The following is a 25,159-nucleotide window of genomic DNA, read 5'->3' on the forward strand; positions in this document are numbered from 1 at the left end:
CATGGGCTATCGCCTGTCGAAGATCTACACCCGCACCGGCGACAAGGGCGAAACCGGCCTGGGCGACGGCCGCCGGGTGCCCAAGGACCATCCGCGGATCGAAGCGATCGGCGAGGTGGACAGCCTCAACAGCCAGCTCGGGCTATTGCTCGCCGGGCTGGCCGAGCAGGGGTTGGATGAGCTGAGTGCGGTTCTGGCGCCTTGCCAGCACCGCCTGTTCGACCTGGGTGGGGAGCTGGCCATGCCCAGCTACCAGGCCTTGAACCAGGCAGAGGTGGAGCGCCTGGAGGCGGCCATCGATGTGTGGAACGAGGAGCTGGGGCCGCTGAAGAACTTCATCCTGCCCAGTGGTTCGGCATTGATTGCCCAGGCCCATGTTTGCCGCAGCCTGGCGCGCAGTGCCGAGCGGCGGTGTCAGCAGTTGAATGCCGTGGAGCCGCTGGAGGGGGTGGGGTTGGCGTATATCAATCGGCTGTCCGATCTGTTGTTCGTGGCGGCGCGGATCATTGGGCGGCGGCAGGGGGTGGCTGAGGTGCTTTGGCAGCCTGCGCAAAAACCGCAGGGTTGAAATAGCGGGGGCTGCTTTGCAGCCCAATCGCCGGCAAGCTGGCTCCCACAGGATCTCTTTTGTAGGAGCCGGCTTGCCGGCGATTGGGCCGCACAGCGGCCCCAGCTGCTCAGGCCTCAGGCCAGAACGCCCGAATCCCGGCAACCCCTTGAGCCCCAGCCTCCCAGGCCTTCTCCCGGTCGCACGGCCCAACGCCACCGAGCAAGAACACAGGGTGGGTAAACCCGGCAATCAGCCGCTGCGCCTCATCCCAACCCAGCGGCTGCGCCTCGGGATGGGTCTGGGTCGGCTGTACCGGCGACAAGGTGACGAAATCCACCCCCATCTGCTCGGCCAACGCCAGTTCCTCAGCACTGTGGCACGACGCCGCCAGCCAGCGGTCTTTCGGGAATGGCCGGCCCTTGGCGGCGTACTTGCGCAGTTGCGCCGCAGTCAGGTGCCAGCCAGCCGCCGGGAAGTCGCCCAGCCATTCCAATGGCCCCTTGAGCATCAACTGCGCCTTGCCCGCACACAGGCCAACCGCATCCACCGCAACGTCGCGGTACTTGGGGTCGTACATGTCCGGTGCGCGCAGCTGGATCAGGCGCACGCCTGAGGCCACCGCACGCTGGATGCCCTTGAGCATCTCGGGCACTTCCAGGCCGTCCGGGGTAATCAGGTACTGGTCCGGCAGGCGCGCCGCCGCGACGATCGGCTTGTTGGCCTCGGGGAAGTCGTATTGCGCCAGTTCCCGCGGGGCGGCCCAGGCCAACGGCTGGCCCTCGGCGCCGTGGGGCTCGCCGGAAAATGCCTGGACTTCGCGCACGTCCAGCAACACCTGCTTGTCCGGGTAGTCGTGGCTGACCTTGATCAGCGCCCGCGAGCGGGTCACCTCGATGCCCAGCTCTTCGCGCAGCTCACGGGCCAGCGCGGCTTCGACGCTCTCGCCCTGCTCCACCTTGCCGCCGGGGAATTCCCACAGGCCGCCCTGGTGTTGGCTATCGGCGCGCCGGGCTATCAGGATCCGGCCATCGGTGCCGCGAATCACGGCAGCTACTACATGAATGCGTTTCACCCTTCACGCTCCGCCAGCCCAGCTTGCTGCCAGGCCTTGAAGGCCGGCCACTGGTAAATGGTCTCGATATAAGTTGCCGCCGCTGCCGGCACGTCCACGCGGTAGCCACGCAAGCGCACGGCCACCGGGGCGAAGAAGGCGTCGGCCAGGGTCGGCTTGCCGAACAGGAACGGCCCGCTGTCCTTGGCCACCAAGCGGCATTCGGACCACAGCGCGACGATACGGTCGATGTCGACCTGCACCTCCAACGGGATGGCCTCCAGCGCTTCGTCGCGCGACAGGTCGAACGGCATCGCCCCGCGCAGGGCGAAGAAGCCACTGTGCATCTGCGCGCAGGCCGAACGGGCCTGGGCACGGGCGGCTGTATCCGCCGGCCAGAGCTGCGCCTGGGGGTGCTGTTCGTTGAGGTATTCGGCGATGGCCAGCGAGTCGGCGATCACGCCGTGCTCGGTCTTGAGCAACGGCACCTTGCCGGTGGCGGAGAAGGCGAGAAGGCGTAGGCGGGTGTCGGGCTGGTTCAGCTTGATCAGGGTTTCTTCGTAGGGCACGCCAGCCAGCTCGAGGGCCAGGGCGCCGCGTAGCGACCAGGAGGAATACAGCTTGTCGCCGATGATCAGGTGATAGCTCATGGGTCGGCTCCACTTCTTTGAAATTTTGCGGCTGAGCATCGCCGGCAAGCCGGCTCCCACAGGTTTTGCGGTGCTGTTGTGGGAGCCGGCTTGCCGGCGATGAGGCCGTTGAATCAGGTACGGTATTCGGCGTTGATCTTCACGTACTCGTGGGACAGGTCAGTGGTCCAGATGGTTTCGCTGCACTGGCCACGGCCCAGCTCGATGCGGATGGTGATCTCTTCCTGGGCCATCACTGCCGAGCCTTGCGCCTCGGTGTAGCTCGGGCTGCGGCCGCCTTGGCTGGCGATGCAGACGTTGTCCAGGTACACATCGATCAGGCTGACATCCAGCTCCGGCACGCCGGCACGGCCCACGGCCGCGAGGATACGGCCCCAGTTCGGGTCGGAGGCGAACAGCGCGGTCTTGATCAGCGGCGAGTGGGCCACGGCGTAACCGACGTCCAGGCACTCCTGGTGGTTGCCGCCGCCGTTGACCTGCACGGTCACGAACTTGGTGGCGCCTTCGCCGTCACGGACGATGGCCTGGGCCACTTCCATGCACACCTCGAACACCGCCTTTTTCAGCGCGTCGAACAGTGCGCCGCTGGCTTCGGTGACTTCCGGCAGGTTGGCCTTGCCGGTGGCGATCAGCATGCAGCAATCGTTGGTCGAGGTGTCGCCGTCGATGGTGATGCGGTTGAACGACTTGTTGGCGCCGTCGAGCATCAGGTCCTTGAGCACAGCCGGCGCGACCTTGGCGTCGGTGGCGATGTAGCCGAGCATGGTCGCCATGTTCGGGCGAATCATGCCGGCTCCTTTGCTGATGCCGGTGACGGTGACGGTCACGCCTTCGTGCTGGAACTGGCGGCTGGCACCTTTGGGCAGAGTGTCGGTGGTCATGATGCCGGTGGCGGCTTCAGCCCAGTTGTTCTCCGACAAGTCGTCCAGCGCAGCCTGCAGGGCGCCTTCGATCTTTTCCACCGGCAGCGGCTCGCCGATCACACCAGTGGAGAATGGCAGTACCGCTTCGGCCGGTACGCCGGCAAGCTCGGCCAGCTTGGCGCAGGTGCGCTCGGCAGCGGCCAGGCCTGGCGCGCCGGTGCCGGCGTTGGCGTTGCCGGTGTTGGTCAGCAGGTAGCGCACGGTGCCCTGCACGCGCTGCTTGGAGAGGATCACGGGCGCGGCGCAGAACGCGTTGAGGGTGAACACGCCGGCAACGCTGGAGCCTTCGGCACAGCGCATCACCACTACGTCCTTGCGCCCCGGGCGCTTGATGCCCGCGGATGCGATGCCGAGTTCAAAACCCGGAACCGGGTGCAGGGTGGGCAAAGGACCAAGACCAACAGCCATTAGAGCGCTCCTAGAATACGGTGAATATGGAAAAAGGGGGCCGCAATGCGGCCCCCAGGTTTGTCACGATACAGCAATCAGGTCAGATCACTCGATTTGACCATGGCAATGCTTGAATTTCTTGCCCGAACCACACCAGCACGGCTCGTTGCGGCCCAGCTTCTGCTCGTTGCGCACCGGGGCTGCGGCCACGGCCACTTCAGCACCCTCCTCGCTCAGCTGCTCGCTTTCCAGGCCCGGCGCCGGGGCGTGCTGGAACTGCATGCGGCTGGCCAGTTCTTCGGCTTCGCGGCGCAGGCGTGCTTCTTCCTCGGCCGGGTCTTCGCGGCGAACCTGCACGTGCGAGAGCACACGGATGGTGTCGCGCTTGATCGACTCGAGCAGCTCCTGGAACAGCGTGAACGACTCGCGCTTGTATTCCTGCTTCGGGTTCTTCTGCGCATAGCCACGCAGGTGGATACCGTGGCGCAGGTGGTCCATGGTCGACAGGTGGTCTTTCCACAGGTCGTCCAGCACGCGCAGCAGGATCTGCTTCTCGAAGGTGCGCAGGGCGTCGATACCGGCCTGGTCTTCCTTCTCGGTGTAGGCGTCGGTGATTTCCTTGAGCAGCTTCTCGCGCAGGGTCTCTTCGTAGAGGTGGTCATCCTCGTCGAGCCACTGCTGGATCGGCAGCTTCATGGCGAAGTCGCTGTTCAGCGAAGCTTCCAGGCCGGCCACGTCCCACTGCTCGGGCAGCGACTGCGGCGGAATGTGCTGGCTGATGGTGGCGTCGAGCACTTCCTTGCGGAACTCCTCGATGGTGTCGCCGATGTTTTCGGCAGCCAGGAGGCTGTTGCGCATGTGGTAGATCACCTTGCGCTGTTCGTTGGCCACGTCGTCGTATTCGAGCAGCTGCTTGCGGATGTCGAAGTTGCGGCCTTCGACCTTGCGCTGCGCCTTTTCGATGGCGTTGGTGACCATGCGGTGCTCGATGGCCTCGCCGGACTGCATGCCCAGGGCCTTCATGAAGTTCTTCACCCGGTCGGAGGCGAAGATGCGCATCAGGCTGTCTTCCAGCGACAGGTAGAAGCGGCTCGAACCCGGGTCGCCCTGACGGCCGGAACGGCCACGCAGCTGGTTGTCGATACGGCGCGATTCGTGGCGCTCGGAGGCGATCACGTGCAGGCCGCCCGACTCGATCACCTGCTGGTGGCGCTTCTGCCAATCGGCCTTGATCTGGGCAATCTGCTCGGCGCTCGGGTTTTCCAGGGCCGCCACTTCGGCTTCCCAGTTGCCGCCCAGGAGAATGTCGGTACCACGGCCGGCCATGTTGGTGGCGATGGTCAGTGCGCCCGGCGCACCGGCCTGGGCGATGATCTCGGCTTCCTTCTCGTGGTACTTGGCGTTGAGCACCTTGTGGTCGATACCTTCCTTCTTCAGCAGGTTCGACATGTGCTCGGAGGTTTCGATGGTCGCCGTACCCACCAGCACCGGGCGGCTCAGGGCCATGCTTTCCTTGATGTCGGCGATGATCGCGGCGTACTTCTCGTCGGCGGTCAGGTACACCAGGTCGTTGAAGTCCTTGCGCGCCAGCGGCTTGTTCGGCGGGATGACCATCACGTTGAGGCCGTAGATGGACTGGAACTCGAACGCTTCGGTGTCGGCGGTACCGGTCATGCCGGACAGCTTGGTGTAGAGGCGGAAGTAGTTCTGGAAGGTGGTCGACGCCAGGGTCTGGCTCTCGGCCTGGATGTTCAGGTTCTCTTTCGCCTCGATGGCCTGGTGCAGGCCCTCGGACAGGCGACGGCCCGGCATGGTACGGCCGGTGTGCTCGTCGATCAGCAGGACCTGGCCGTCCTGGACGATGTACTCGACGTTGCGGTGGAACAGCTTGTGCGCACGCAGGCCAGCGTAGACGTGGGTCAGCAGGCCCAGGTTGTGCGCCGAGTAGAGGCTCTCGCCTTCGGCCAGCAGCCCGGCCTGGGTGAGCATCTCTTCGATGAACTGGTGACCGGCTTCGTTGAGCTCGACCTGGCGGCTCTTCTCGTCGATGGTGAAGTGGCCTTCCTGGGTGACCTGGCCTTCGACTTCTTCGATGTGCTGGGTCAGGCGCGGGATCAGGCGGTTGATCTCGATGTACAGCTTGGAGCTGTCTTCGGCCTGGCCGGAAATGATCAGCGGGGTACGGGCTTCGTCGATGAGGATCGAGTCGACTTCGTCGATCACGGCGAAGTTCAGGTCGCGCTGGAACTTCTCTTCCTGGCTGAACGCCATGTTGTCGCGCAGGTAGTCGAAGCCGAATTCGTTGTTGGTGCCGTAGGTGATGTCGGCGGCATAGGCGGCGCGCTTCTCTTCCGGCGGCTGGAAGGCCGAGACGATACCCACGGACAGGCCGAGGAATTCGTACAGCGGGCGCATCCAGTTGGCGTCACGACGGGCCAGGTAGTCGTTGACCGTGACCACGTGCACGCCTTTGCCGGACAGCGCGTTGAGGTAGACGGCCAGGGTACCGACCAAGGTCTTGCCTTCACCGGTACGCATTTCTGCGATCATGCCCTCGTGCAGGGTCATGCCGCCGATCAGCTGCACGTCGAAGTGGCGCATGCCCATCACGCGCTTGCCGGCCTCGCGGGCCACGGCGAAGGCTTCGGGCAGCAGTTGGTCCAGTGTCTCGCCTTTGGCCAGGCGCTCCTTGAACTCTGCGGTCTTGGCGCGCAGTTGCTCATCGGAGAGGGCGACCATTTTCTCTTCGAAGGCATTGACGATGTTCACCGTCTTGAGCATGCGTTTGACTTCACGCTCGTTCTTGCTTCCAAAAAGTTTCTTTAACAAAGGCGCAAACATATCGGCAGGATCTTCCACACGTAGGGATGGAGGGCGGCCCCATGAGTCGCCCGTGCAGCCCTGAGGCCGCATGCGAACGAGCATTCTACCCGGAAACGATGGTGAGGAAAGTGGTGGATTTCCACGATGCTGGCACAGCGCTTTAGGCGGGGCTTTTCTAAGATAGGGGCATTTTCCCTGAGTTCAACCCAGGGGATGATGAAACGTATTGAGAATGCGTCTTGCAGGTGCCTGCGTCTTACCGGTGGTCCAGACGACAGAGGTGTTAGACTGGCGATCTTGTAACCTCATGCGTACCTCCATGGCCTTCAAACCCTCCCCCGCCCAGCCGCCGTCCGCCTTGCTGCGCCAGGTTCGCCCGCTGCGCCTGCTGCTCAACCAGGCCGAACGCCTGGAACACCTGCAGCGTCTGCTGGAAAGCCAGCTGCAGCCGGCTGCACGCCAGCATTGCCACGTCGCCTCGTGGCGCGATGGCACCCTGTTGCTGGTGGTCACCGACGGGCATTGGGCCACGCGCCTGCGCTACCAGCAGAAACGGCTGATGCGCCAGCTCCAGGCACTGGAGGCCTTCGGCAACCTGCAACGCATCCTGTACAAGGTGCAGCCGCCGCTGGTGCCGGCCAAGCGCGGCGGCAATACCACAGCGCTGTCGCACAACGCCGCCGAAAGCATTCGCGATACCGCCGAAGGCATCGCCGACCCCAAGTTGCGCGAAGCACTCGAGCGCCTGGCCGCCCACGCCAAGGGCAAGCCATAAAAAAGGCCACCCGAAGGTGGCCTTAATGAACTAGAGAGTGTTCGAACTTACACGGCCGCAACAGGGCGCATGTACGAGATCGGTGCCGTGCTGGCATCTTCGAAAGTGACCACTTCCCAGGCATCGGTTTCAGCAATGAGCTTGCGCAGCAGCTGGTTGTTCAGCGCGTGCCCGGACTTGTAGCCCTTGAACTCGCCGATCAAGCTGTTGCCCAGCAGGTAGAGGTCGCCGATGGCGTCGAGGATCTTGTGCTTGACGAATTCGTCTTCATAGCGAAGGCCGTCTTCGTTGAGCACGCCGTCTTCATCGACCACGATGGCGTTCTCGACACTGCCACCCAACGCAAGGTTGTGCTTGCGCAGGTACTCGATGTCACGCATGAAACCAAAGGTGCGGGCGCGGCTGACTTCCTTCACGAACGACGTGCTGGAAAAGTCGACGCTGGCACTCTGGGTCCGACCGCTGACGACCGGATGATCGAAGTCGATCTCGAAGCTCACCTTGAACCCTTCGAAAGGCAGGAAGGTAGCGCGCTTGTCGCCGTCCTCCACTGTCACTTCACGCAGGATGCGGATGAACTTCTTGGCTGCGTCCTGTTCTTCCAGGCCGGCAGACTGAATCAGGAATACGAAGGGACCGGCGCTGCCATCCATGATCGGCACTTCCGAGGCGGAGAGCTCGACGTAGGCGTTATCGATGCCCAGGCCCGCCATGGCGGAGAGCAGGTGCTCGACCGTATCGACTTTGACGTCACCGTTGACCAGTGTGGTGGACATGGTGGTCTCACCGACGTTGGCCGCACGCGCCGGGATTTCGACCACAGGGTCGAGGTCGGCGCGACGGAAGACGATGCCGGTATCGACAGGCGCAGGCTTGAGGGTCAGGTAGACCTTCTCCCCGGAGTGCAGGCCGACGCCTGTGGCACGGATGGTATTCTTCAGGGTGCGTTGTCTAATCATGGCATTGGCCGCTTCAGCGCAAATTGCGAACAGGTATCAACAAAGGCTGGGGATGATAACAGACCCGGCCTTTGCTGAACACCAATCACCCTTATACCCCTGATAAATTCCATTAATCAGCCTGACGACGCAGGAAGGCTGGGATATCCAGGTAGTCCAGGTCATCCTGAGGGTTGAGTTTAGCTGCCGCTGCGGCACCTGCGTGGGCCTGGTTGCGCATCACGGTCGGGCGCTCCAGGTCACGGTAGTTGACCGCAGGCTGCTCCTGGCGTACCGGGGCCGGGTTGGAGGCCTCGTAAGCCTGCTGGGCGGTCTGCAGGGTGTTGTCGACGACCTTGACCGGCTTCTCGATGCGCGCGCCCAGGCCAGTAGCCACCACGGTCACGTGCAGCTCGTCACGCATGTCGGGGTCGATCACGGTGCCGACCTTGACCATCGCGTGGTCGGAGGCGAAGGCTTCGATGATGCTACCCACATCGGAGTATTCACCCAGCGACAAGTCAGGACCTGCGGTGATGTTCACCAGAATGCCGCGGGCGCCCTGCAGGTTGACGTCTTCGAGCAGCGGGTTGCGGATTGCCGCTTCGGTGGCTTCGCGCGCGCGGTTCGGGCCGCTTGCGCAACCGGTACCCATCATCGCCATGCCCATTTCGCCCATCACGGTGCGCACGTCGGCGAAGTCGACGTTGATCATGCCCGGGCGCTTGATGATGTCGGAGATACCGCGAACGGCACCGGCCAGTACATCGTCGGCCTTGGCAAAGGCGGACAGCAGGCTGGCATCCTTGCCCAGGATGGTCAGCAGCTTCTCGTTGGGGATGGTGATGAGCGAGTCGACGCTCTCAGCCAGCATGCGGATGCCTTCATCGGCGATCTGCATACGTTTGCGGCCCTCGAACGGGAACGGACGGGTCACCACCGCAACGGTGAGGATCCCCATTTCCTTGGCCACTTCGGCGATGATCGGTGCTGCACCGGTACCGGTACCGCCGCCCATGCCAGTGGTGATGAACACCATGTTGGTGCCTTGCAGCACTTCGGCGATGCGCTCACGGTCTTCCAGCGCGGCCTGACGGCCGACTTCCGGATTGGCGCCGGCACCCAGACCTTTGGTCACGCCGGTACCCAGTTGCAGGATGGTGCGTGCGCCGATGTTTTTCAGCGCCTGGGCATCGGTGTTGGCGCAGATGAACTCGACGCCTTCGATGCTGCTCTTCACCATGTGGTTGACGGCGTTGCCGCCGCCACCGCCGACGCCGATCACTTTGATGACCGGGCTTTGCGGGACGTTGTCTACGAGCTCGAACATTTTCCCTCTCCTTACAGTTCTCTAGTTGTCGCGCCTACCACTACTGCTTTGAAACTTAGAAGTTGCCCTGGACCCAGCGCTTGAAGCGTTCAAGCACTGGGGCCTTCGGTTCATCGCCATAGCTGTTGTTGCTGCTGTTGCTGTTACCGGTCAGGACCATGTCCTCGGACTGCTTGAGCAGGCCGTAGGTGAGCAGGCCCACGCCGGTGGAATAGATCGGGTTGCGCACCACGTCGCTGAGCCCCCGAACGCTGTGCGGCACGCCCAGGCGTACCGGCATGTGGAAGATTTCCTCGGCCAGTTCCACGGCGCCTTCCATCTTCGCGGTGCCGCCGGTGAGGACGATGCCGGCTGGCACCAGGTCCTCGTAGCCGCTGCGGCGCAGCTCGGCCTGGATCAGGGTGAAGAGCTCGTCGTAACGCGGCTCCACCACCTCGGCCAGGGCCTGGCGCGACAGCTCGCGCGGTGGGCGGTCACCCACGCTCGGCACCTTGATGGTCTCGCCGGCGCCGGCCAGCTTGGCCAGGGCGCAGGCGTAGCGGATCTTGATTTCCTCGGCGTACTGGGTCGGCGTGCGCAGGGCCATGGCGATGTCGTTGGTCACCTGGTCGCCGGCAATCGGGATCACCGCGGTGTGGCGGATGGCGCCTTCGGTGAAGATGGCGATGTCGGTGGTGCCGCCGCCGATGTCCACCAGGCACACGCCCAGTTCCTTTTCATCGTCGGTCAGCACCGAGTAGGCCGAAGCCAGCTGCTCGAGGATGATGTCGTCGATTTCCAGGCCACAGCGGCGCACGCATTTTTCGATGTTCTGCGCCGCGTTGACTGCGCAGGTGACCACGTGGACCTTGGCTTCCAGGCGCACGCCAGACATGCCCAGCGGCTCGCGCACGCCTTCCTGGTTGTCGATCACGTAGTCCTGCGGCAGGGTGTGCAGTACGCGCTGGTCGGCCGGAATGGCCACGGCCTGGGCGGCGTCGAGCACGCGCTCGAGGTCGGCCACGCTGACCTCGCGGTCGCGGATGGCGACGATGCCGTGGGAGTTCAGGCTGCGGATGTGGTTGCCGGCCACGCCGACGAACGCCGAGTGGATGCGGCAGCCGGCCATCAGCTGGGCTTCTTCCACCGCACGCTGGATCGACTGCACGGTCGACTCGATGTTCACCACCACGCCCTTCTTCAGGCCGCGGGACGGATGGGTACCGATACCCACGATCTCCAGGGTGCCGTCTTCGCCCACTTCACCCACCAGCGCCACCACCTTGGAGGTGCCGATGTCCAGCCCGACGATCATTTTGCCGCTATGCGCGTTTGCCATGGTCCTGCCTCTCTCTAATTCTTCGCAACGGCGGGTTGGGCCGTCGTCGGTGCGTTCGGTTCCCGCCAACCAACGGCAAGTCCGTTGGCATAACGCAGATCAATGCGGGCGATGTTGGTGATCTGCTCTTTGAGTGTCTTGTCGTAAATGGCAATGAAACGGCGCATCTTCTCCACCAGATGGTCGCGCCCCAGCAGCAGCTCGATGCCCGGCCCGGTGCTGCCGGCACCGGTGGTCAGGAACCAGCTGCCGCGCTCGCGCAGCTCCAGGCGAGCGATGGAAAAGCCCAGGGGGCGCAGCATCTGGCTCAGTACCTGATACTGCTGCATGACTTGTTGCTGGGCACGCTGCGGCCCGGCCAGCTGCGGCAGGTGCTCGTAGTTGGCCAGCTCGCGCGGGGTAAAGGCCTGGCCCTGGTTGTTGAGCAAGGCTTCATCACCCCAGCGCGCCACCGGCAGCTGTTCTTCCAGGCGGATCACCACCTCGTCCGGCCATACTCGGCGCACTTCGGCGTGAGCGATCCACGGCATCTGCTCGAGCTCCGCGCGCATCGCCGTGAGGTCGACGCTGAAGAAGCTCGCCGCGACATACGGGGCGATACGCTGCTGCACCGACTGCTGGCTGATGTAGCTGAGGTCGCCCTGCACGTCGATCTTGGTGATCGGGCGGTCGGCGTAGGGCATCAGGCGAATGGCACCTTCATAGGCGCCAAAGCCTGCGGCCACCAGCAACACCGGCCACAGCAGGCGCTTGAGGCCGCCCAGGCTCGGCCGCGGCAGGCGCGCCGATACGGGCTCGTCGGCCACCAGTCGGCTGGCACCGCGCGGCACCGGCTTGCTACGGCCGGTAACGGGTTGCTGCTGACGTATCATCGCGCCTTGCATGATGGGTTAACCTCGCGTCGCGACGCTGTCGGCCAGGATCGCCAGCACCAGTTGCTGGAAGTCCAGGCCGGCCGCGCGGGCCGCCATGGGCACCAGGCTATGATCAGTCATGCCCGGTGCGGTGTTGACTTCGAGCAGCCAGAACCGGCCCTGCTCGTCCTGCATCACGTCCAGCCGGCCCCAGCCTTCGATGCCGATGGCATCACAGGCGCGCGCGGTCAGGGCGATCAGTTCCTGCTCCTTGGCACTGTCCAGGCCGCATGGAATGCGGTACTGGGTGTCATTGGCGATGTACTTGGCGTCGTAGTCGTAGAACACGTGCGGGGTGCCCAGGGCGATCGGCGGCAGCACTTGGCCACGCAGAACGGCGATGGTGAACTCCGGGCCGTGGATCCACTGTTCGACCAGAACCTGCGAATCGTAATTGGCGGCATCCTGCCAGGCGGCGACCAGCTCTTGCACGCTGTTCACCTTGGCCATGCCGATGCTGGAACCTTCATGGGCAGGTTTGACGATCAACGGGAAGCCCAGTTCCGCACCCGCGGCAATACAATCCTGTTCGCTGGCCAGCACGGCGTGGCGCGGGGTCGGAATGCCCAGGCTCTGCCAGACCTGCTTGGTGCGCAGCTTGTCCATGGCCAGCGCGGAAGCGAGGATGCCGCTGCCGGTGTAGGGGATGCCCAGGCACTCGAGCAGGCCCTGCATGCTGCCGTCTTCACCGCCACGGCCGTGGAGGATGATGAAGGCGCGGTCGATCTTCTCGCTCTGCAGGCGCGCCAGCAGGTCGTCACCCACATCGATGGCGACCACGTCGACACCGGCGCTGCTCAGCGCCTCGATCACCGCCTTGCCCGACTTCAGGGAAACCTCACGCTCGGCGCTCTTGCCGCCGTACAGCACGGCCACGCGGCCGAAGGCCTTGACGTCGAGGGTGGAATGCAGCTTGTCGTAGGCGCTGGTCATTTCGACTTCTCCTGCTTGGCGCCTGCGAACAGCGGGCTTTTCATCAGTTGCGGGGCCAGGCCACCGACGTCACCGGCACCCTGGCACAGCAGGATGTCGCCGGCGCGCAGCAGCGGCTGCACCAGCGGCGCCAGCTCGGCGCCACGTTCGATGTAGATCGGGTCGAGCTTGCCGCGCTGGCGGATGCTGTGGCACAGCTGGCGGCTGTCGGCGCCCGGGATCGGCTCTTCGCCGGCCGGGTAGACCTCCATCAGCAGCAACACGTTGGCATCGCCCAGCACTTGTACGAAATCGTCGTACAGGTCGCGGGTGCGGCTATAGCGGTGCGGCTGGTAGACAATGACCAGGCGACGGCTTGGCCAGCCACCGCGCACGGCCTTGATCACCGCGGCCACTTCGGTCGGGTGGTGGCCGTAGTCGTCGACCAGCATCACGCTGCCGCCTTCGACCGGCAGTTCGCCGTAGACCTGGAAGCGTCGGCCAACGCCCTGGAAGCCGGACAGGCCCTGAACGATGGCTTCGTCGCTGATGCCTTCGTCGGTGGCGATGGCGATGGTGGCCAAGGCATTGAGCACGTTGTGGTTGCCCGGCATGTTCACCGACACGTCCAGCGGCTCGCAGTCACGGCGCAGCACGGTGAAGTGGGTCTGCATGCCTTGCTGGCGCACGTTGATGGCGCGGATGTCGGCCTCTTCGCTGAAGCCGTAGGTGACGGTCGGGCGCTTGACCTGCGGCAGGATCTCGCGCACCACCGGGTCGTCCAGGCACATCACGGCCAGGCCGTAGAACGGCAGGTTGTGCAGGAATTCGACGAAGGTTTTCTTCAGCTTGTTGAAGTCACCTTCGTAGGTGGCCATGTGGTCGGCGTCGATGTTGGTGACGACGGCAACCATCGGCTGCAGGTGCAGGAAGCTGGCGTCGCTCTCATCGGCTTCGGCGATCAGGTAGCGGCTGGTGCCCAGCTGCGCGTTGGTGCCGGCTGCGGTCAGGCGGCCACCGATGACGAAGGTCGGGTCCAGGCCGCCGGCGGCGAACACCGAGGCCAGCAGGCTGGTAGTGGTGGTCTTGCCGTGGGTACCGGCCACCGCCACGCCATGGCGATAGCGCATCAGCTCGGCGAGCATCTCGGCGCGCGGCACCACCGGAATGCGCCGCTCCAGGGCGGTGGCAACTTCCGGGTTGGCCGGGTTGATGGCGCTGGACACGACCAGCACATCGGCATTGGCTGCGTTCTCGGCACGGTGGCCGACGAAGATCTCGGCGCCGAACGACTCCAGCCGCTCGGTGACCGGCGATGCCTTGAGGTCGGAACCGGACACTTCATAGCCCAGGTTCAGCAGCACTTCGGCGATGCCGCACATGCCCACGCCGCCGATACCGACGAAGTGGATGCGACGGATGCGGCCCATCTTCGGCTGGGGCATGGCTTTCTGGCTTTCAACCATGGGCCACCTCCAGGCAGATATCGACCACGGTGCTGGTTGCAGCAGGTTTGGCCAGGCGCCGTGCGGTGCCTGCCATGGTGTTGAGTTTCTCGGGTTGCATCAGCACCTCGTTCAGGCGTTCAGCGAGTTGCGCTGCGCCAGTTGTCGCTTGTGGCATGAGGAAGGCGGCGCCTTCCCGAGCCAGATATTGGGCGTTGTGGGTCTGGTGGTCGTCGATCGCATGGGGCAATGGCACCAGCATCGAAGGCAGGCCCGCCGCGGCGAGTTCGCTGACGGTCAGGGCACCTGCCCGGCACACCACCATGTCGGCCCAGCCATAGGCATGGGCCATGTCCTTGATGAACGGTTCTACCTGGGCCTCGACACCCGCCTCTTGATAACGCTCGGCGGTGATCGGCGCGTGGTTCTTGCCGGCCTGGTGGAACACCTCGGGGCGCAGGCCCGCGGGCACTTCGGACAGGGCCTTAGGCAACAATTTGTTCAATGGTTCCGCACCCAGGCTGCCGCCCATGACCAGCAGGCGCGCACGGCGCTCGGCCAGGGGTGGGCGCTGGGCGTCCATGAACAGTTCGGCACGCACCGGGTTGCCGGTGGTACGCAGCTTGTCGCTGGCCTCGAAAGTGCCCGGGAAAGCTTCGCAGACTCGCGCCGACAGCGGCACCAGCAGCCGATTGGCGGTACCGGCACGGGCGTTCTGTTCGTGGATCACCAGCGGCACCCCGCACAACCGTGCAGCCACGCCGCCAGGGCCGGTCACATAACCGCCGAAGCCCAGCACGCAGACCGGCTTGAGCTGGCGAATGATGCGCCGCGCCTGGAGCACGGCCTTGACCAGGGTGAACGGCGCCTTGAGCAGCGACAGCTTGCCCTTGCCGCGCAGGCCGGTGACCTGGATCAGGTGCAGCGGCAGGCCGGCCTGGGGCACCAGTTCGTTCTCGATGCCACGTGGCGTGCCCAGCCAGTGCACGCTGTAACCGCGTGCCTGGAACTCGCGGGCGCAGGCCAGGGCCGGGAACACGTGGCCGCCGGTACCGCCCGCCATGATCAAGACATTTTTGCCGTCAGCGGCCATGGCTGGTCTCCTCGGCAAAATCGCTTTCCTTGAATTCGTGCTCTTCGCTGCCCAGGTGCGTGCGGCTCTCCCACTCGATGCGCAGCAACAGGCCCACGCAGGCACAGCAGATCACCAGCGAGCTGCCCCCGTAGCTGAGGAACGGCAGGGTCAGGCCCTTGGTCGGCAGCAGGCCGACGTTCACCCCGATGTTGATCAGGAACTGGCCGATCCACAAAAATGCCAGGCCGAAGGCCATGTAGGCGGCGAAGAACTGCTTGGCCTTCTCGGCCCACAGGCCGATGTACAGGGCCCGCACGGTGACGAAGACGAACAGTGCGATGGTCACCAGCGAACCGACCACGCCCAGCTCTTCGGCCAATACCGAGAACACGAAGTCGGTGTGCGCTTCGGGCAGGTAGAACTGCTTCTGCACGCTGTTGCCCAGGCCCACGCCCAGCCACTCGCCACGACCGAAGGCGATCAGCGCCTGGGTCAGCTGGTAGCCGGAGCCGAACTGGTCGGACCAGGGGTCGGTGAAGGTGATCAGACGCGCCATTCGGTAGGGCTGCGCCTGAACCAGCACGAACACCGCCAGCACCGCCAGCACCACCATCAGGCTGAAGCGGAACAGCCCCACCCCACCCAGGAACAGCATGGCCGCCGCCGCACCCATCATCACCACGGTGGCGCCGAAGTCCGGCTCCATCAGCAGCAAGGCGGCCATGGGCAGCAACACGATGAACGGCTTGAAGAAGCCCATCCAGGTTTCGCGCACCTCGGTCTGCCGACGCACCAGATAGCCGGCCAGGTAGATGACCACGAACACCTTGGCGATTTCCGAAGGCTGCACGTTGAAGAAGCTGAAGCCGATCCAGCGCATCGAGCCGTTCACCTCGCGCCCGATGCCGGGCACCAGCACCATCACCAGCAGGCCGAAGGCGCCGATCAGCATCATGAAGCCCATGCGCTGCCAGGTGGCGATCGGCACCAGCATGGTGGCGCCGCAGGCGACCAGGCCGAGGAACACGTACACCAGGTGGCGGAACATGTGGTACAGCGGGTTGCCGGACTGAACGGCGGCCACTTCCGAGGACGCCGAGGTGATCATCACCAGGCCTAGGCCAAGCAGCGCCAGGCAGCCGGCCAGCAGCGGGAAGTCGAGGTCGATGCCACGGCCGCTGATCAGCGGCGACGGATACGGCTTGAGGATGCCGAAGATCATGCCAGCCCCCCCGCCGCCTGGGCGAACAGGCGCCCGCGTTCTTCGTAGTTCTTGAACATGTCGAAGCTGGCACAGGCAGGCGACAGCAGCACGGCGTCGCCAGGCTGGGCCAGCGCGGCGCATTGCTGCACAGCATCGTCGAGGCTCGTGGCCCACACCTGAGGCACGGCATCGCCCAAGGCGTCGGCGATGTGCTGGGCATCACGGCCCATCAGCACCACGGCGCGGCAGAAGCGCGCTACCGGCTCGCGCAGCCCGGCAAAATCGGCGCCCTTGCCGTCGCCACCGGCGATCAGCACCAGCTTGCCTTCGATGTCGGCGCCCAGGCCTTCGATGGCAGCCAGGGCCGCGCCGACGTTGGTGGCCTTGGAATCGTCGTACCAGTTGACGCCGTTGCGCTCACGTACCCACTGGCAGCGATGGACGAGGCCGCCGAATTCGCGCAGCGCCTGCAGCATCGGCTCGAACGGCAGGCCAGCGGCATGGCCCAGGGCCAGGGCGGCCAGGGCGTTGCTCTGGTTGTGCGCGCCGCGGATCTTCAACTCACGCGCTGGCATCAGGTTCTGGAATTCGAAGGCCAGGTACTTCTCGCCATTCACTTCACGCAGGCCAAAGGCCTTGAAGTCCGGCGCATTGAGGCCGAAGGTCCAGCATGGGCGGCCTTCCACCGGCAGCGGCCGGCTCAGCGCGTCCTGGCGGTTGACCACCACCTGGCGGGCACCACGGAAGATCCGGTGCTTGGCCAGGTGATAGGCCGGCAGGCCGCTGTAGCGGTCCATGTGGTCTTCGCTGATGTTCAGCACGGTGGCCACTTCGGCATTGAGCTGATCGGTGGTTTCCAGCTGGAAGCTCGACAGCTCCATGACGTACAGCTCGACGTCATCGCTGAGCAGGTCCAGGGCTGGCGTGCCCAGGTTGCCGCCGACAGCCACACGTTTGCCTGCCCGGGCGGCCATTTCGCCGACCAGGGTGGTTACCGTGCTCTTGGCGTTGGAACCGCTGATGGCGATGATCGGCGCCTTGGCGTGGCGGGCGAACAGCTCGATGTCGCCGGACAGCTTCACGCCGCGCGCCGCCGCCTGCTGCAGGGCCGGGGTGGCCAGGGCCAGGCCGGGGCTCACGTACAGCTCGCTGGCGCGGCACAGGAAGTCCACGTCCAGTTCCCCACAACGCACTTCCACCTGCGGGTAGTCACGGCGCAGGGTGTCCAGTTCCGGCGGTTGCTCGCGGGTGTCGGCGACCGCAAAGGCAATGCCCCGGCTCGCCAGGAAGCGAACCAGGGACATGCCGCTCTTGCCGAGGCCGACAACGATGCGGAATTGGTCGGAAGCGATCAGTGACACGCTCGTCTACCTCAGTTTCAGGGTTGCAAGGCCGATCAGCACCAGAATCACGGTGATGATCCAGAAGCGGACGATCACGCGTGGCTCGGGCCAACCCTTGAGTTCAAAGTGGTGGTGGATCGGTGCCATGCGGAACACGCGCTTGCCGGTCAGCTTGAAGGAGGCGACCTGGATCACCACCGACAGGGTTTCCACGACGAAGATGCCGCCCATGATGAACAGGACGATTTCCTGGCGCACGATCACCGCGATGGTGCCCAGCGCAGCACCGAGTGCCAGTGCACCGACGTCACCCATGAACACTTGCGCCGGGTAGGTGTTGAACCACAAGAAGCCCAGGCCGGCACCGATCAGCGCGCCGCAGAACACGATCAGCTCGCCCGAGCCCGGCACGTAGGGGATCAGCAGGTACTCGGCGAATTTCACGTTGCCCGACAGGTAGCAGAAGATGCCCAGGGCACCGCCGACCATCACCGTCGGCATGATCGCCAGGCCGTCGAGGCCATCGGTCAGGTTGACCGCGTTGCTCGAGCCGACGATGACGAAGTAGGTCAGCACGACGAAGCCGATACCCAGCGGGATGGTGACGTCCTTGAGGAACGGCACGATCAGCGTGGTCTCGACGCTGGTCGGCGCGGTCATGTAGAGGAACACCGCCGCGCCCAGGCCGAATACCGACTGCCAGAAGTACTTCCAGCGGCTGGGCAGGCCACGCGAGTTCTTTTCGATCACCTTGCGGTAGTCGTCGACCCAGCCGATGGCACCGAACAGCAAGGTGACGATCAGCACCACCCAGACGTAGCGGTTGCTCAGGTCGGCCCACAGCAAGGTGCTGACGCCGATGGCGGAAAGGATCAAGGCACCGCCCATGGTGGGGGTGCCGGATTTGGACAGGTGCGATTGCGGGCCGTCATTACGAACGGCCTGACCGATCTGGCGGATCTGCAGGGTACGGATCATCCACGGGCCCAGCCACAGCGCCAGCGACAACGCGGTCAGTACACCGAGGATCCCGCGCAGGGACAGGTACTGGAAGACCGCGAAGCCTTTGTGGAACTGTTGCAGATACTCAGCCAACAGCAGCAGCATTAATGTTTCTCCCCGCTGGCACCGCACAAAGCCGCCACGACGTTTTCCATCGCAGCGCTGCGCGAGCCCTTGATCAAGATAGTGGTGTCGCTGGCTGTCTCGGCCTGAACGGCTTCGATCAACTCAGCTTGAGTAGCGAAATGGCGGCCATTGGCGCCGAACGCCTTGACCGCATGTGCCATGTTGGTGCCCACCGCGTACAGGGCGTCGACCTTGCCACGTGCGTAGTCGCCCACCTGACGGTGGCCTTCTTCGGCCCATTGGCCCAGCTCGCCGATATCCCCCAGCACCAGAACGGTGCGCCCGGAAAAGCCGGCGAGTATATCAATGGCCGCGCACATCGAGGTGGGATTTGCGTTGTAGCTGTCGTCGATCACCCGCACACCGTTAGCGGCAATCTGCGCCACGGTACGGCCCTTGACCGGCTGCACCGCGTTCAGGCCGGCAGCAATGCCGCTCAGGCTCAGACCAACGGCATGGGCGGCGGCAGCGGCGGCCAGGGCGTTGCTGACGTTGTGCTCGCCCAGCACGTTGAGCTGCACGTCCACCGAATCCCCGGCGCCATGCAGCCTGAAGGATGGGCAACCACGCGCATCGCGACCGATGCCGGTGGCGTAGAAGTCGGCGCGCACGTCCTTGCGGGCAAAGCTGATGACCTTGTGCATACCGGCACGCGCCTTCCAGGTGGCGAAGGCCTTGTCGTCCAGGTTGAGAATGGCAATGCCGCCCTCGCCCAGGCCTTCGAGGATTTCGCCCTTGGCTTCGACGATCTTTTCCGGGCCGCCGAACTCGCCCACGTGGGCAGTGCCGGCGTTATTGATGACGACCACCTGCGGCTGGGTCAGGCCAACGGTGTAGCGGATTTCGCCGATGCGCGAAGCGCCCAGCTCGATCACTGCGGCGCTGTGCTCGGCAGCGATTTCCAGCAGGGTCAGCGGAGCACCGAGGTCGTTGTTCAGGTTGCCGCGGGTAGCGTGTACCAGGCCACGGGTGCGCAGGATGCTGGCGAGCATTTCCTTGACCGTGGTCTTGCCACTGGAGCCGGTGATGGCCACGACGGGCTTGTCGAACGCAGCGCGGTTCAACGCGCCGAGCTGGCCCAGGGCGAGGCGGCTGTCGGCGACCACCAGCTGCGGCAGGTCGACGCCTGCGACCTCGCGCTCGACCAGCGCGGCGACTGCGCCCTTGGCTTTCACGTCGGCCAGGTAGTCATGGCCGTCGAAACGTGGCCCCGCGAGGGCGACGAACAACTGCCCGGCACCCACGCTGCGGCTGTCGATGCTGACGCCGGTGAAGCTGGCGTCGGCGCCGACCTGGCGAGCACCCAGTGCCGTGGTCAGCTGGCTGAGTGTCATGGGTTCAAGCATGTGGAGCCTCCCAGGCTGCAAGTGCCTTCTCGGCTTCGACCAGATCGGAGAAATCATGGCGTTCGCCATTGATCTCCTGGTAATCCTCGTGCCCCTTGCCGGCCAGGACGATCACATCGTTGGCGCCGGCGGAGGCGATCAGGTGGGCAATGGCCTCACCGCGGCCAGCGACGAACTCGACGTCGGCAGGCTGGGCGAAACCAGGGCGAATATCGGCGAAGATGCCTTGCGGGTCTTCGGTACGCGGGTTGTCGTCGGTGACCAGCACGCGATCAGCCAGGCGCTCGGCCACTTGCGCCATCAGCGGGCGCTTGCCGCGATCGCGGTCGCCGCCACAGCCGAACAGGCACAGCAGCTGCCCATGGGCATGTGGGCGCAAGGCTTCGAGAACCTTTTCCAGGGCATCGGGGGTGTGGGCGTAATCCACCACCACCAATGGCTTGTCACCGCCGCCCAGGCGCTGCATGCGGCCTACCGGGCCTTGCAGCTGCGGGGTGACCTTGAGGATTTCGTCGAGCGAATAGTCCAGGGCCAGCAGCGTGGCGACGGCGGCCAGCACGTTGCTCAGGTTGAAACGCCCCAGCAGCTGGCTGCGCAGGGTGCGCTCGCCCTGGGCGGTCACCAGCGTGGCGCGCACACCATCGTCACTGAACGCAGCTTCGCGGCAGAACAGCGAGGCGTCGGGGTTTTCCAGGCTGTAGCTGAGCAGGCGGGTTTCGACGTGATCGGCACTCGGCCGGCGGGCGAAGTCATCTGCCAGGCGGCGACCGAAGGCATCATCGAGATTGACCACCTGGCAACGCAGGCTCGGCCAGGCGAACAGCTTGGCCTTGGCGGCCTCGTAGGCCTCCATGCTGCCGTGGTAGTCGAGGTGGTCGCGGGACAGGTTGGTCATCACCGCGATATCGAATTCCAGCGCAGCGACCCGCCCTTGCTCCAGGGCATGCGAGGAAACCTCCATGGCCACGGCCTTGGCGCCGGCCTTCTTGAGGTCGTACAGAGTCGACTGCACCGCGATCGGGTCAGGCGTGGTCAAGCGGCCGCTCTGCAGCTCACCGAAGAAACCGGTACCCAAAGTGCCGATCAGGCCGCAACGCTGGCCAAGCGCATCGAGCGCCTGGGCCACCAGCTGGGTGACGCTGGTCTTGCCGTTGGTGCCGGTCACGCCCACCAGGTTCAGCTGGCGGCTTGGCTCGCCATAGAAGCTGCCGGCGATGCGCGAAAGCTGCGAAACCAGGCCCTTGACCGGAATCAGCGGCGCATCGGTGATCGGCAGCACGCTGGCGCCCTGCTCTTCATAGGCCACCGCGGCAGCACCACGGGCCAGGGCGTCGGCGATATGGTCACGGCCATCGACCTTGGCACCCGGCACGGCCAGGAACAGGTCGCCCGGGCGCACGGCGCGGCTGTCCAGGGTCAGTTCACGAATCAGCGGATCGCGGCTGGCGTGGGCGAAAAGCTTGCTCAATGGCATTGTCATCATCCACGCCCTCCCTTGGCGGGTGCTGCATTCACTTGTTGCTGTTCGGTCGTCGGCGGCAGGTTGTCCGGCGGCACGTTCATCAGCCGCAGGGTGCCCGACATGACCTTGCTGAACACCGGCGCCGATACCAGGCCACCGAAGTAGCCACCCTTGCTGGGCTCGTCGATGACCACGACGATGGCGTAGCGCGGGTCGCTCATCGGGCCGAAGCCGGCGAACAGCGAGCGGTAGGCGTTTTCGGTGTAGCCCTTGGAGCCGACGGTGGCCTTGCGCGCGGTACCGGACTTGCCGGCCACGTGGTAGAACGGCACCTGGGCACGGAATACCCCGCGCGGCGCCTCGATCACCTGCTGCAGCATGCCTTGCACGGTTTCGGCGGTTTCCTTGGGGATCGCCTGCACCGCTTCCGGCGCCTTGTCGACCTTGAGGATCGACAGCGGCACCATCTTGCCGTCGTTGGCCAGTGCCGCGTAGGCGTGCACCAGTTGCAGGGCGGTCACCGACACGCCGTAGCCGTAGGACAGGGTCGCGGTTTCGGCCTTGCGCCACTCGCGGTGGTTGGGCAGGTTGCCCACGCGCTCGCCCGGGAAGCCCAGGCCGGTGTACTGGCCCAGGCCGACCTGGGACATGACCCGGTAGATGGCCTCGCCACCGATATCGAAGGCGATCTTGCTCATGCCCACGTTACTGGAGTTGATCAGGATGCCGGTCAGGTCGAGGATCGGGCCTTCGCTCCTGGACACGTCCTTGATGGTGTAGCGGCCGATCTGCAGGCTACCCGGGTACACCTCGACCTTGTCGGTAGGCTTCCAGCGCCCGCTCTGCAGGGCGGCGCTCATGGAGATCGGCTTGACCGTCGAGCCCGGCTCGAACACGTCGATGATCGCCCGGTTGCGCATGGCCGCCGGGAACATGCTGCGGCGGTTGTTCGGGTTGTAGGTCGGCTGGTTGACCATGGCCAGGACTTCACCGGTCTTGACGTCCATGATTACCAGGCTGCCGGCCTTGGCGTCCTGCTCGGCGATGGCGTTGCGCAGCTCGCGGGTGGCCAGGTATTGCAGGCGCAGGTCGATGGACAACGCCAAGGTCTTGCCGGCCTTGGCGTTCTTGGTCACCTGGATGTCCTTGATCAGCCGGCCGCGCCGGTCCTTGATCACCTGCCGCTTGCCGGGCACCCCGGCGAGCCACTCATCGTAGGCCAGCTCCACCCCTTCACGGCCGTGGTCGTCGAGGTCGGTGAAGCCGACCATGTGCGCGGTGACGTCACCGGCCGGGTAGAAGCGGCGGAATTCTTCGAGGCCATAGACACCAGGCATCTTCAGGTCGAGCACGTGCTGGCCCTGCTCCGGGGTCAGGCCGCGGACCAGGTAGATGAATTCCTTGTTGGCTTGCTGGGTCAGGCGCTCGGTCAGCTGCTGGGCGTTCTGCCCCAGCGCGGCGGCGAGCTGCGGCCAGCGGTCCTTGGAGGCCTGCATTTCCTTGGGGTTGGCCCACAGGGTGGTGACCGGGGTACTCACGGCCAGGGGCTCGCCGTTGCGGTCGGTGATCAGGCCACGGTGCGCCGGAATCGGAATATGCCGCAGGCTGCGGGCATCGCCCTGGCCCTTGAGGAAGTCACGGTCGACCACCTGCAGGTCGATGATGCGCCAGCAGATGGCACCCACCATCACGGCCAGCAAGCCGATCACCACGCGGAAGCGCCACGGGTAGAGTGCGCCTTCGAGCTTCATCATGGCGCCACCATCCGCACTTCGTCAGCCGCCGGCACGCGCATCTTCAACTGCTCGGACGCCAGGTTCTCGATGCGGCTGGCGGCGGTCCAGGTGCTTTGCTCGAGGATCAGCCGGCCCCACTCGGCCTGGGCCTTGTCGCGTTCGCTCAACTCGCCGTAAAGGGTGTTGAGCAGTTGACGATTCCAATGCGCGCTGTAGGACACCGCGATGGCCGAAACGAGCACAGCGACGAACAGCAGAAGCATCAGGAAGCTTCCGCCTGGCAAAGGTTTGGCAAAGAGCCGGCTCACCGAAGCTTCTCCGCCACCCGCATCACGGCGCTGCGCGACCGCGGGTTGGCCTTGAGTTCGGCTTCGGAGGCGAACTGTGCCTTGCCGATGAGCTTGATCTTGGGCTCGAAGGCCTTGTGCTGTACCGGCAGGTTGCGTGGCAGGTTGTCGGCCTCGCCCTTGACCAGCTTGCGCATGAACAGCTTGACGATGCGGTCTTCGAGCGAGTGGAAGCTGATAACCGCCAGGCGGCCGCCGACCTCCAGGGCATCGAGCGCCGCTTCAAGGCCGGCCTCGAGGTCGCCCAGTTCGTTGTTGACGTGAATGCGCAGGCCCTGGAAGGCGCGGGTAGCCGGGTTCTTGCCCTTTTCCCACGCCGGGTTGGCGACCTTGAGCACTTCGGCCAGGTCGGCGGTACGGGTGAACGGCTGCTTTTCGCGGCGCTCGACCACGGCACGCGCCATGCGCCCGGCAAAGCGCTCTTCGCCGTATTCCTTGAATACCCGGGCGATTTCCTCCACGGGCGCGGTCGCAATGAACTCGGCGGCGCTGATGCCCTGGTCAGGGTTCATGCGCATGTCCAGCGGGCCATCGTTGAGGAAGCTGAAGCCGCGCTCGGGGTCATCCAGCTGCGGCGAGGACACGCCCAGGTCGAGCAGAATGCCGCTGACCTTGCCGGCCAGGCCGCGCTCGGCCACTTCGGCGCCCAGCTCGGCAAAGCTGCGCTGCACAATGACAAAGCGGCCGTCTTCGGCCGCCAGCGCTTGCCCGGTGGCAATCGCTTGAGGATCTTTGTCGAAGCCCAGCAGCCGCCCTTGCGGCCCAAGCTTGCTGAGGATCAGGCGGCTGTGCCCGCCTCGGCCGAAGGTGCCGTCCAGATAGCAACCGTCGGCGCGCAGGGCCAATGCCTCGACAGCTTCGTCGAGCAGGACGGTAATGTGGTTGAAGCCGCTATCTATGGTCACAGGATCAGGTCACGCAAATCGTCGGGCATGGCGCCCGGTTGTTGGATAGCTGCAAGGTCGGCTGCCGAAACCACGTTCCAGGCATCCTCATCCCACAGCTGGAATTTGTTCAGCTGCCCCACCAGCATCGCCTTCTTGTCCAGCTTGGCGTACTCACGCAGGCGGGGCGGTACCAGGAAACGACCACTGCCATCGAGCTCCAGGTCAACCGCATTACCGATCAGCAAACGCTGCAGGCGGCGGTTTTCCTCACGCAACGACGGCAAGGCACGCAACTTGGCTTCAATCTGTTCCCACTCATCGAGGGGATAAACACACAAGCAGGGGTCAACGGCGTCGATGGTCACGATCAGCTGACCATTGCAACGCGAATCGAGCTCGTCACGGTACCGGCTCGGCATGGCGAGACGGCCTTTTGCATCGAGGCTGACGGCGTTGGCTCCGCGGAACACGGCTGCGATTCCCCACAATGTTAGCTTTTTTGTGCCAGAAAACCCACTTCATCCCACTTTCTGCCACTTGCGCACACTATAGGAATCCGTCCGCTGCACCGTCAAGGCACGTTCATAAGGAAAACCCTTACAGGACCGAGAT

22 protein-coding genes are annotated in these 25,159 nt (G+C 64.8%); 2 read left to right on the top strand and 20 right to left on the bottom strand.

The genetic code is table 11. From position 1 onward, the window contains the following. The first annotated feature begins 1 nt into the window (after nt 1). Nucleotides 2-568, top strand: coding sequence for a cob(I)yrinic acid a,c-diamide adenosyltransferase (locus tag L6D75_RS06010; RefSeq protein ID WP_176512408.1), 567 nt, complete (start codon nt 2-4; stop codon nt 566-568). 109 nt (nt 569-677) lie between these two features. Here the strand turns inward: L6D75_RS06010 and L6D75_RS06015 are convergent, their stop codons facing one another. From L6D75_RS06015 to secA, 4 genes are all read right to left on the bottom strand, one after another. Next, a complete protein-coding gene (locus L6D75_RS06015) occupies nt 678-1,622 on the bottom strand; it encodes a Nudix family hydrolase (RefSeq protein WP_176512406.1) in 945 nt (314 codons plus the stop codon). Then, nucleotides 1,619-2,251, bottom strand: coding sequence for a glutathione S-transferase family protein (locus L6D75_RS06020; protein WP_176512404.1), 633 nt, complete (start codon nt 2,249-2,251; stop codon nt 1,619-1,621). The genes L6D75_RS06015 and L6D75_RS06020 overlap by 4 nt, the downstream gene beginning before the upstream one ends. Before the next feature lie 113 nt (nt 2,252-2,364). Next, nucleotides 2,365-3,582, bottom strand: coding sequence for a bifunctional glutamate N-acetyltransferase/amino-acid acetyltransferase ArgJ (gene argJ, locus L6D75_RS06025; RefSeq protein WP_176512402.1), 1,218 nt, complete (start codon nt 3,580-3,582; stop codon nt 2,365-2,367). A gap of 87 nt (nt 3,583-3,669) precedes the next feature. After that, nucleotides 3,670-6,405 carry a preprotein translocase subunit SecA gene (gene secA, locus L6D75_RS06030; protein ID WP_176512400.1) on the bottom strand — a complete coding sequence of 912 codons (2,736 nt, stop codon included), beginning with the start codon at nt 6,403-6,405 and terminating at the stop codon, nt 3,670-3,672. 301 nt (nt 6,406-6,706) lie between these two features. Here secA and L6D75_RS06035 point away from each other — a divergent pair, with 301 nt between their 5' ends. Beyond that, nucleotides 6,707-7,162, top strand: a complete 456-nt coding sequence (locus tag L6D75_RS06035; RefSeq protein ID WP_176512399.1) for a DUF721 domain-containing protein — start codon at nt 6,707-6,709, stop codon at nt 7,160-7,162. Between the two features lie 47 nt (nt 7,163-7,209). On the opposite strand, the gene lpxC is transcribed toward L6D75_RS06035, so the two are convergent. The 16 genes from lpxC to mraZ form a co-directional block, all read right to left on the bottom strand. Beyond that, nucleotides 7,210-8,121, bottom strand: a complete 912-nt coding sequence (gene lpxC / locus L6D75_RS06040; protein ID WP_176512397.1) for a UDP-3-O-acyl-N-acetylglucosamine deacetylase — start codon at nt 8,119-8,121, stop codon at nt 7,210-7,212. Nucleotides 8,122-8,233: 112 nt separating this feature from the next. Next, complete coding sequence (gene ftsZ / locus L6D75_RS06045; protein ID WP_003251871.1) at nt 8,234-9,430, bottom strand: cell division protein FtsZ; 1,197 nt, start codon at nt 9,428-9,430, stop codon at nt 8,234-8,236. Between the two features lie 55 nt (nt 9,431-9,485). Continuing rightward, nucleotides 9,486-10,748: a cell division protein FtsA gene (gene ftsA / locus L6D75_RS06050; RefSeq protein ID WP_008097595.1), complete on the bottom strand. Its 1,263-nt coding sequence runs from the start codon at nt 10,746-10,748 to the stop codon at nt 9,486-9,488. A 14-nt stretch (nt 10,749-10,762) separates the two neighbouring features. Further along, the gene (locus tag L6D75_RS06055; RefSeq protein WP_176512395.1) at nt 10,763-11,632 is read right to left on the bottom strand and encodes a cell division protein FtsQ/DivIB; all 870 of its coding nucleotides are present in this window, start codon (nt 11,630-11,632) and stop codon (nt 10,763-10,765) included. A gap of 6 nt (nt 11,633-11,638) precedes the next feature. After that, nucleotides 11,639-12,595 (bottom strand): D-alanine--D-alanine ligase, encoded by a 957-nt coding sequence (locus L6D75_RS06060; RefSeq protein WP_176512394.1) that lies wholly within the window; start codon nt 12,593-12,595, stop codon nt 11,639-11,641. Beyond that, a complete protein-coding gene (gene murC, locus L6D75_RS06065) occupies nt 12,592-14,040 on the bottom strand; it encodes a UDP-N-acetylmuramate--L-alanine ligase (protein WP_176512392.1) in 1,449 nt (482 codons plus the stop codon). Before murC ends, L6D75_RS06060 begins: the two co-directional genes overlap by 4 nt. Further along, the gene (murG, locus tag L6D75_RS06070) at nt 14,033-15,112 is read right to left on the bottom strand and encodes an undecaprenyldiphospho-muramoylpentapeptide beta-N-acetylglucosaminyltransferase (RefSeq protein ID WP_176512391.1); all 1,080 of its coding nucleotides are present in this window, start codon (nt 15,110-15,112) and stop codon (nt 14,033-14,035) included. Before murG ends, murC begins: the two co-directional genes overlap by 8 nt. Continuing rightward, nucleotides 15,102-16,316, bottom strand: coding sequence for a putative lipid II flippase FtsW (ftsW, locus tag L6D75_RS06075; protein ID WP_371871938.1), 1,215 nt, complete (start codon nt 16,314-16,316; stop codon nt 15,102-15,104). The genes murG and ftsW overlap by 11 nt, the downstream gene beginning before the upstream one ends. Continuing rightward, nucleotides 16,313-17,659, bottom strand: coding sequence for a UDP-N-acetylmuramoyl-L-alanine--D-glutamate ligase (gene murD, locus L6D75_RS06080; protein WP_176512389.1), 1,347 nt, complete (start codon nt 17,657-17,659; stop codon nt 16,313-16,315). The genes ftsW and murD overlap by 4 nt, the downstream gene beginning before the upstream one ends. A 6-nt stretch (nt 17,660-17,665) precedes the next feature. Further along, a complete protein-coding gene (mraY, locus tag L6D75_RS06085) occupies nt 17,666-18,748 on the bottom strand; it encodes a phospho-N-acetylmuramoyl-pentapeptide-transferase (protein ID WP_176512388.1) in 1,083 nt (360 codons plus the stop codon). Next, nucleotides 18,748-20,115 (bottom strand): UDP-N-acetylmuramoyl-tripeptide--D-alanyl-D-alanine ligase, encoded by a 1,368-nt coding sequence (locus tag L6D75_RS06090; protein WP_176512386.1) that lies wholly within the window; start codon nt 20,113-20,115, stop codon nt 18,748-18,750. The genes mraY and L6D75_RS06090 overlap by 1 nt, the downstream gene beginning before the upstream one ends. Beyond that, nucleotides 20,108-21,598: a UDP-N-acetylmuramoyl-L-alanyl-D-glutamate--2,6-diaminopimelate ligase gene (locus L6D75_RS06095; protein WP_371871937.1), complete on the bottom strand. Its 1,491-nt coding sequence runs from the start codon at nt 21,596-21,598 to the stop codon at nt 20,108-20,110. The genes L6D75_RS06090 and L6D75_RS06095 overlap by 8 nt, the downstream gene beginning before the upstream one ends. Further along, complete coding sequence (locus L6D75_RS06100) at nt 21,595-23,328, bottom strand: peptidoglycan D,D-transpeptidase FtsI family protein (RefSeq protein ID WP_176512966.1); 1,734 nt, start codon at nt 23,326-23,328, stop codon at nt 21,595-21,597. The genes L6D75_RS06095 and L6D75_RS06100 overlap by 4 nt, the downstream gene beginning before the upstream one ends. After that, nucleotides 23,328-23,621, bottom strand: a complete 294-nt coding sequence (gene ftsL / locus L6D75_RS06105) for a cell division protein FtsL (protein WP_176512381.1) — start codon at nt 23,619-23,621, stop codon at nt 23,328-23,330. The genes L6D75_RS06100 and ftsL overlap by 1 nt, the downstream gene beginning before the upstream one ends. Then, on the bottom strand, nt 23,618-24,565 hold the full coding sequence (gene rsmH / locus L6D75_RS06110; protein WP_371871936.1) for a 16S rRNA (cytosine(1402)-N(4))-methyltransferase RsmH: 948 nt from the start codon (nt 24,563-24,565) through the stop codon (nt 23,618-23,620). The genes ftsL and rsmH overlap by 4 nt, the downstream gene beginning before the upstream one ends. Further along, nucleotides 24,562-25,017, bottom strand: coding sequence for a division/cell wall cluster transcriptional repressor MraZ (mraZ, locus tag L6D75_RS06115; protein WP_016395508.1), 456 nt, complete (start codon nt 25,015-25,017; stop codon nt 24,562-24,564). The genes rsmH and mraZ overlap by 4 nt, the downstream gene beginning before the upstream one ends. Nucleotides 25,018-25,159: the final 142 nt, after the last annotated feature.

Source organism: Pseudomonas faucium, from assembly GCF_021602585.1.
In the GTDB taxonomy this organism is placed as follows: Bacteria; Pseudomonadota; Gammaproteobacteria; order Pseudomonadales; family Pseudomonadaceae; genus Aquipseudomonas; species Aquipseudomonas faucium.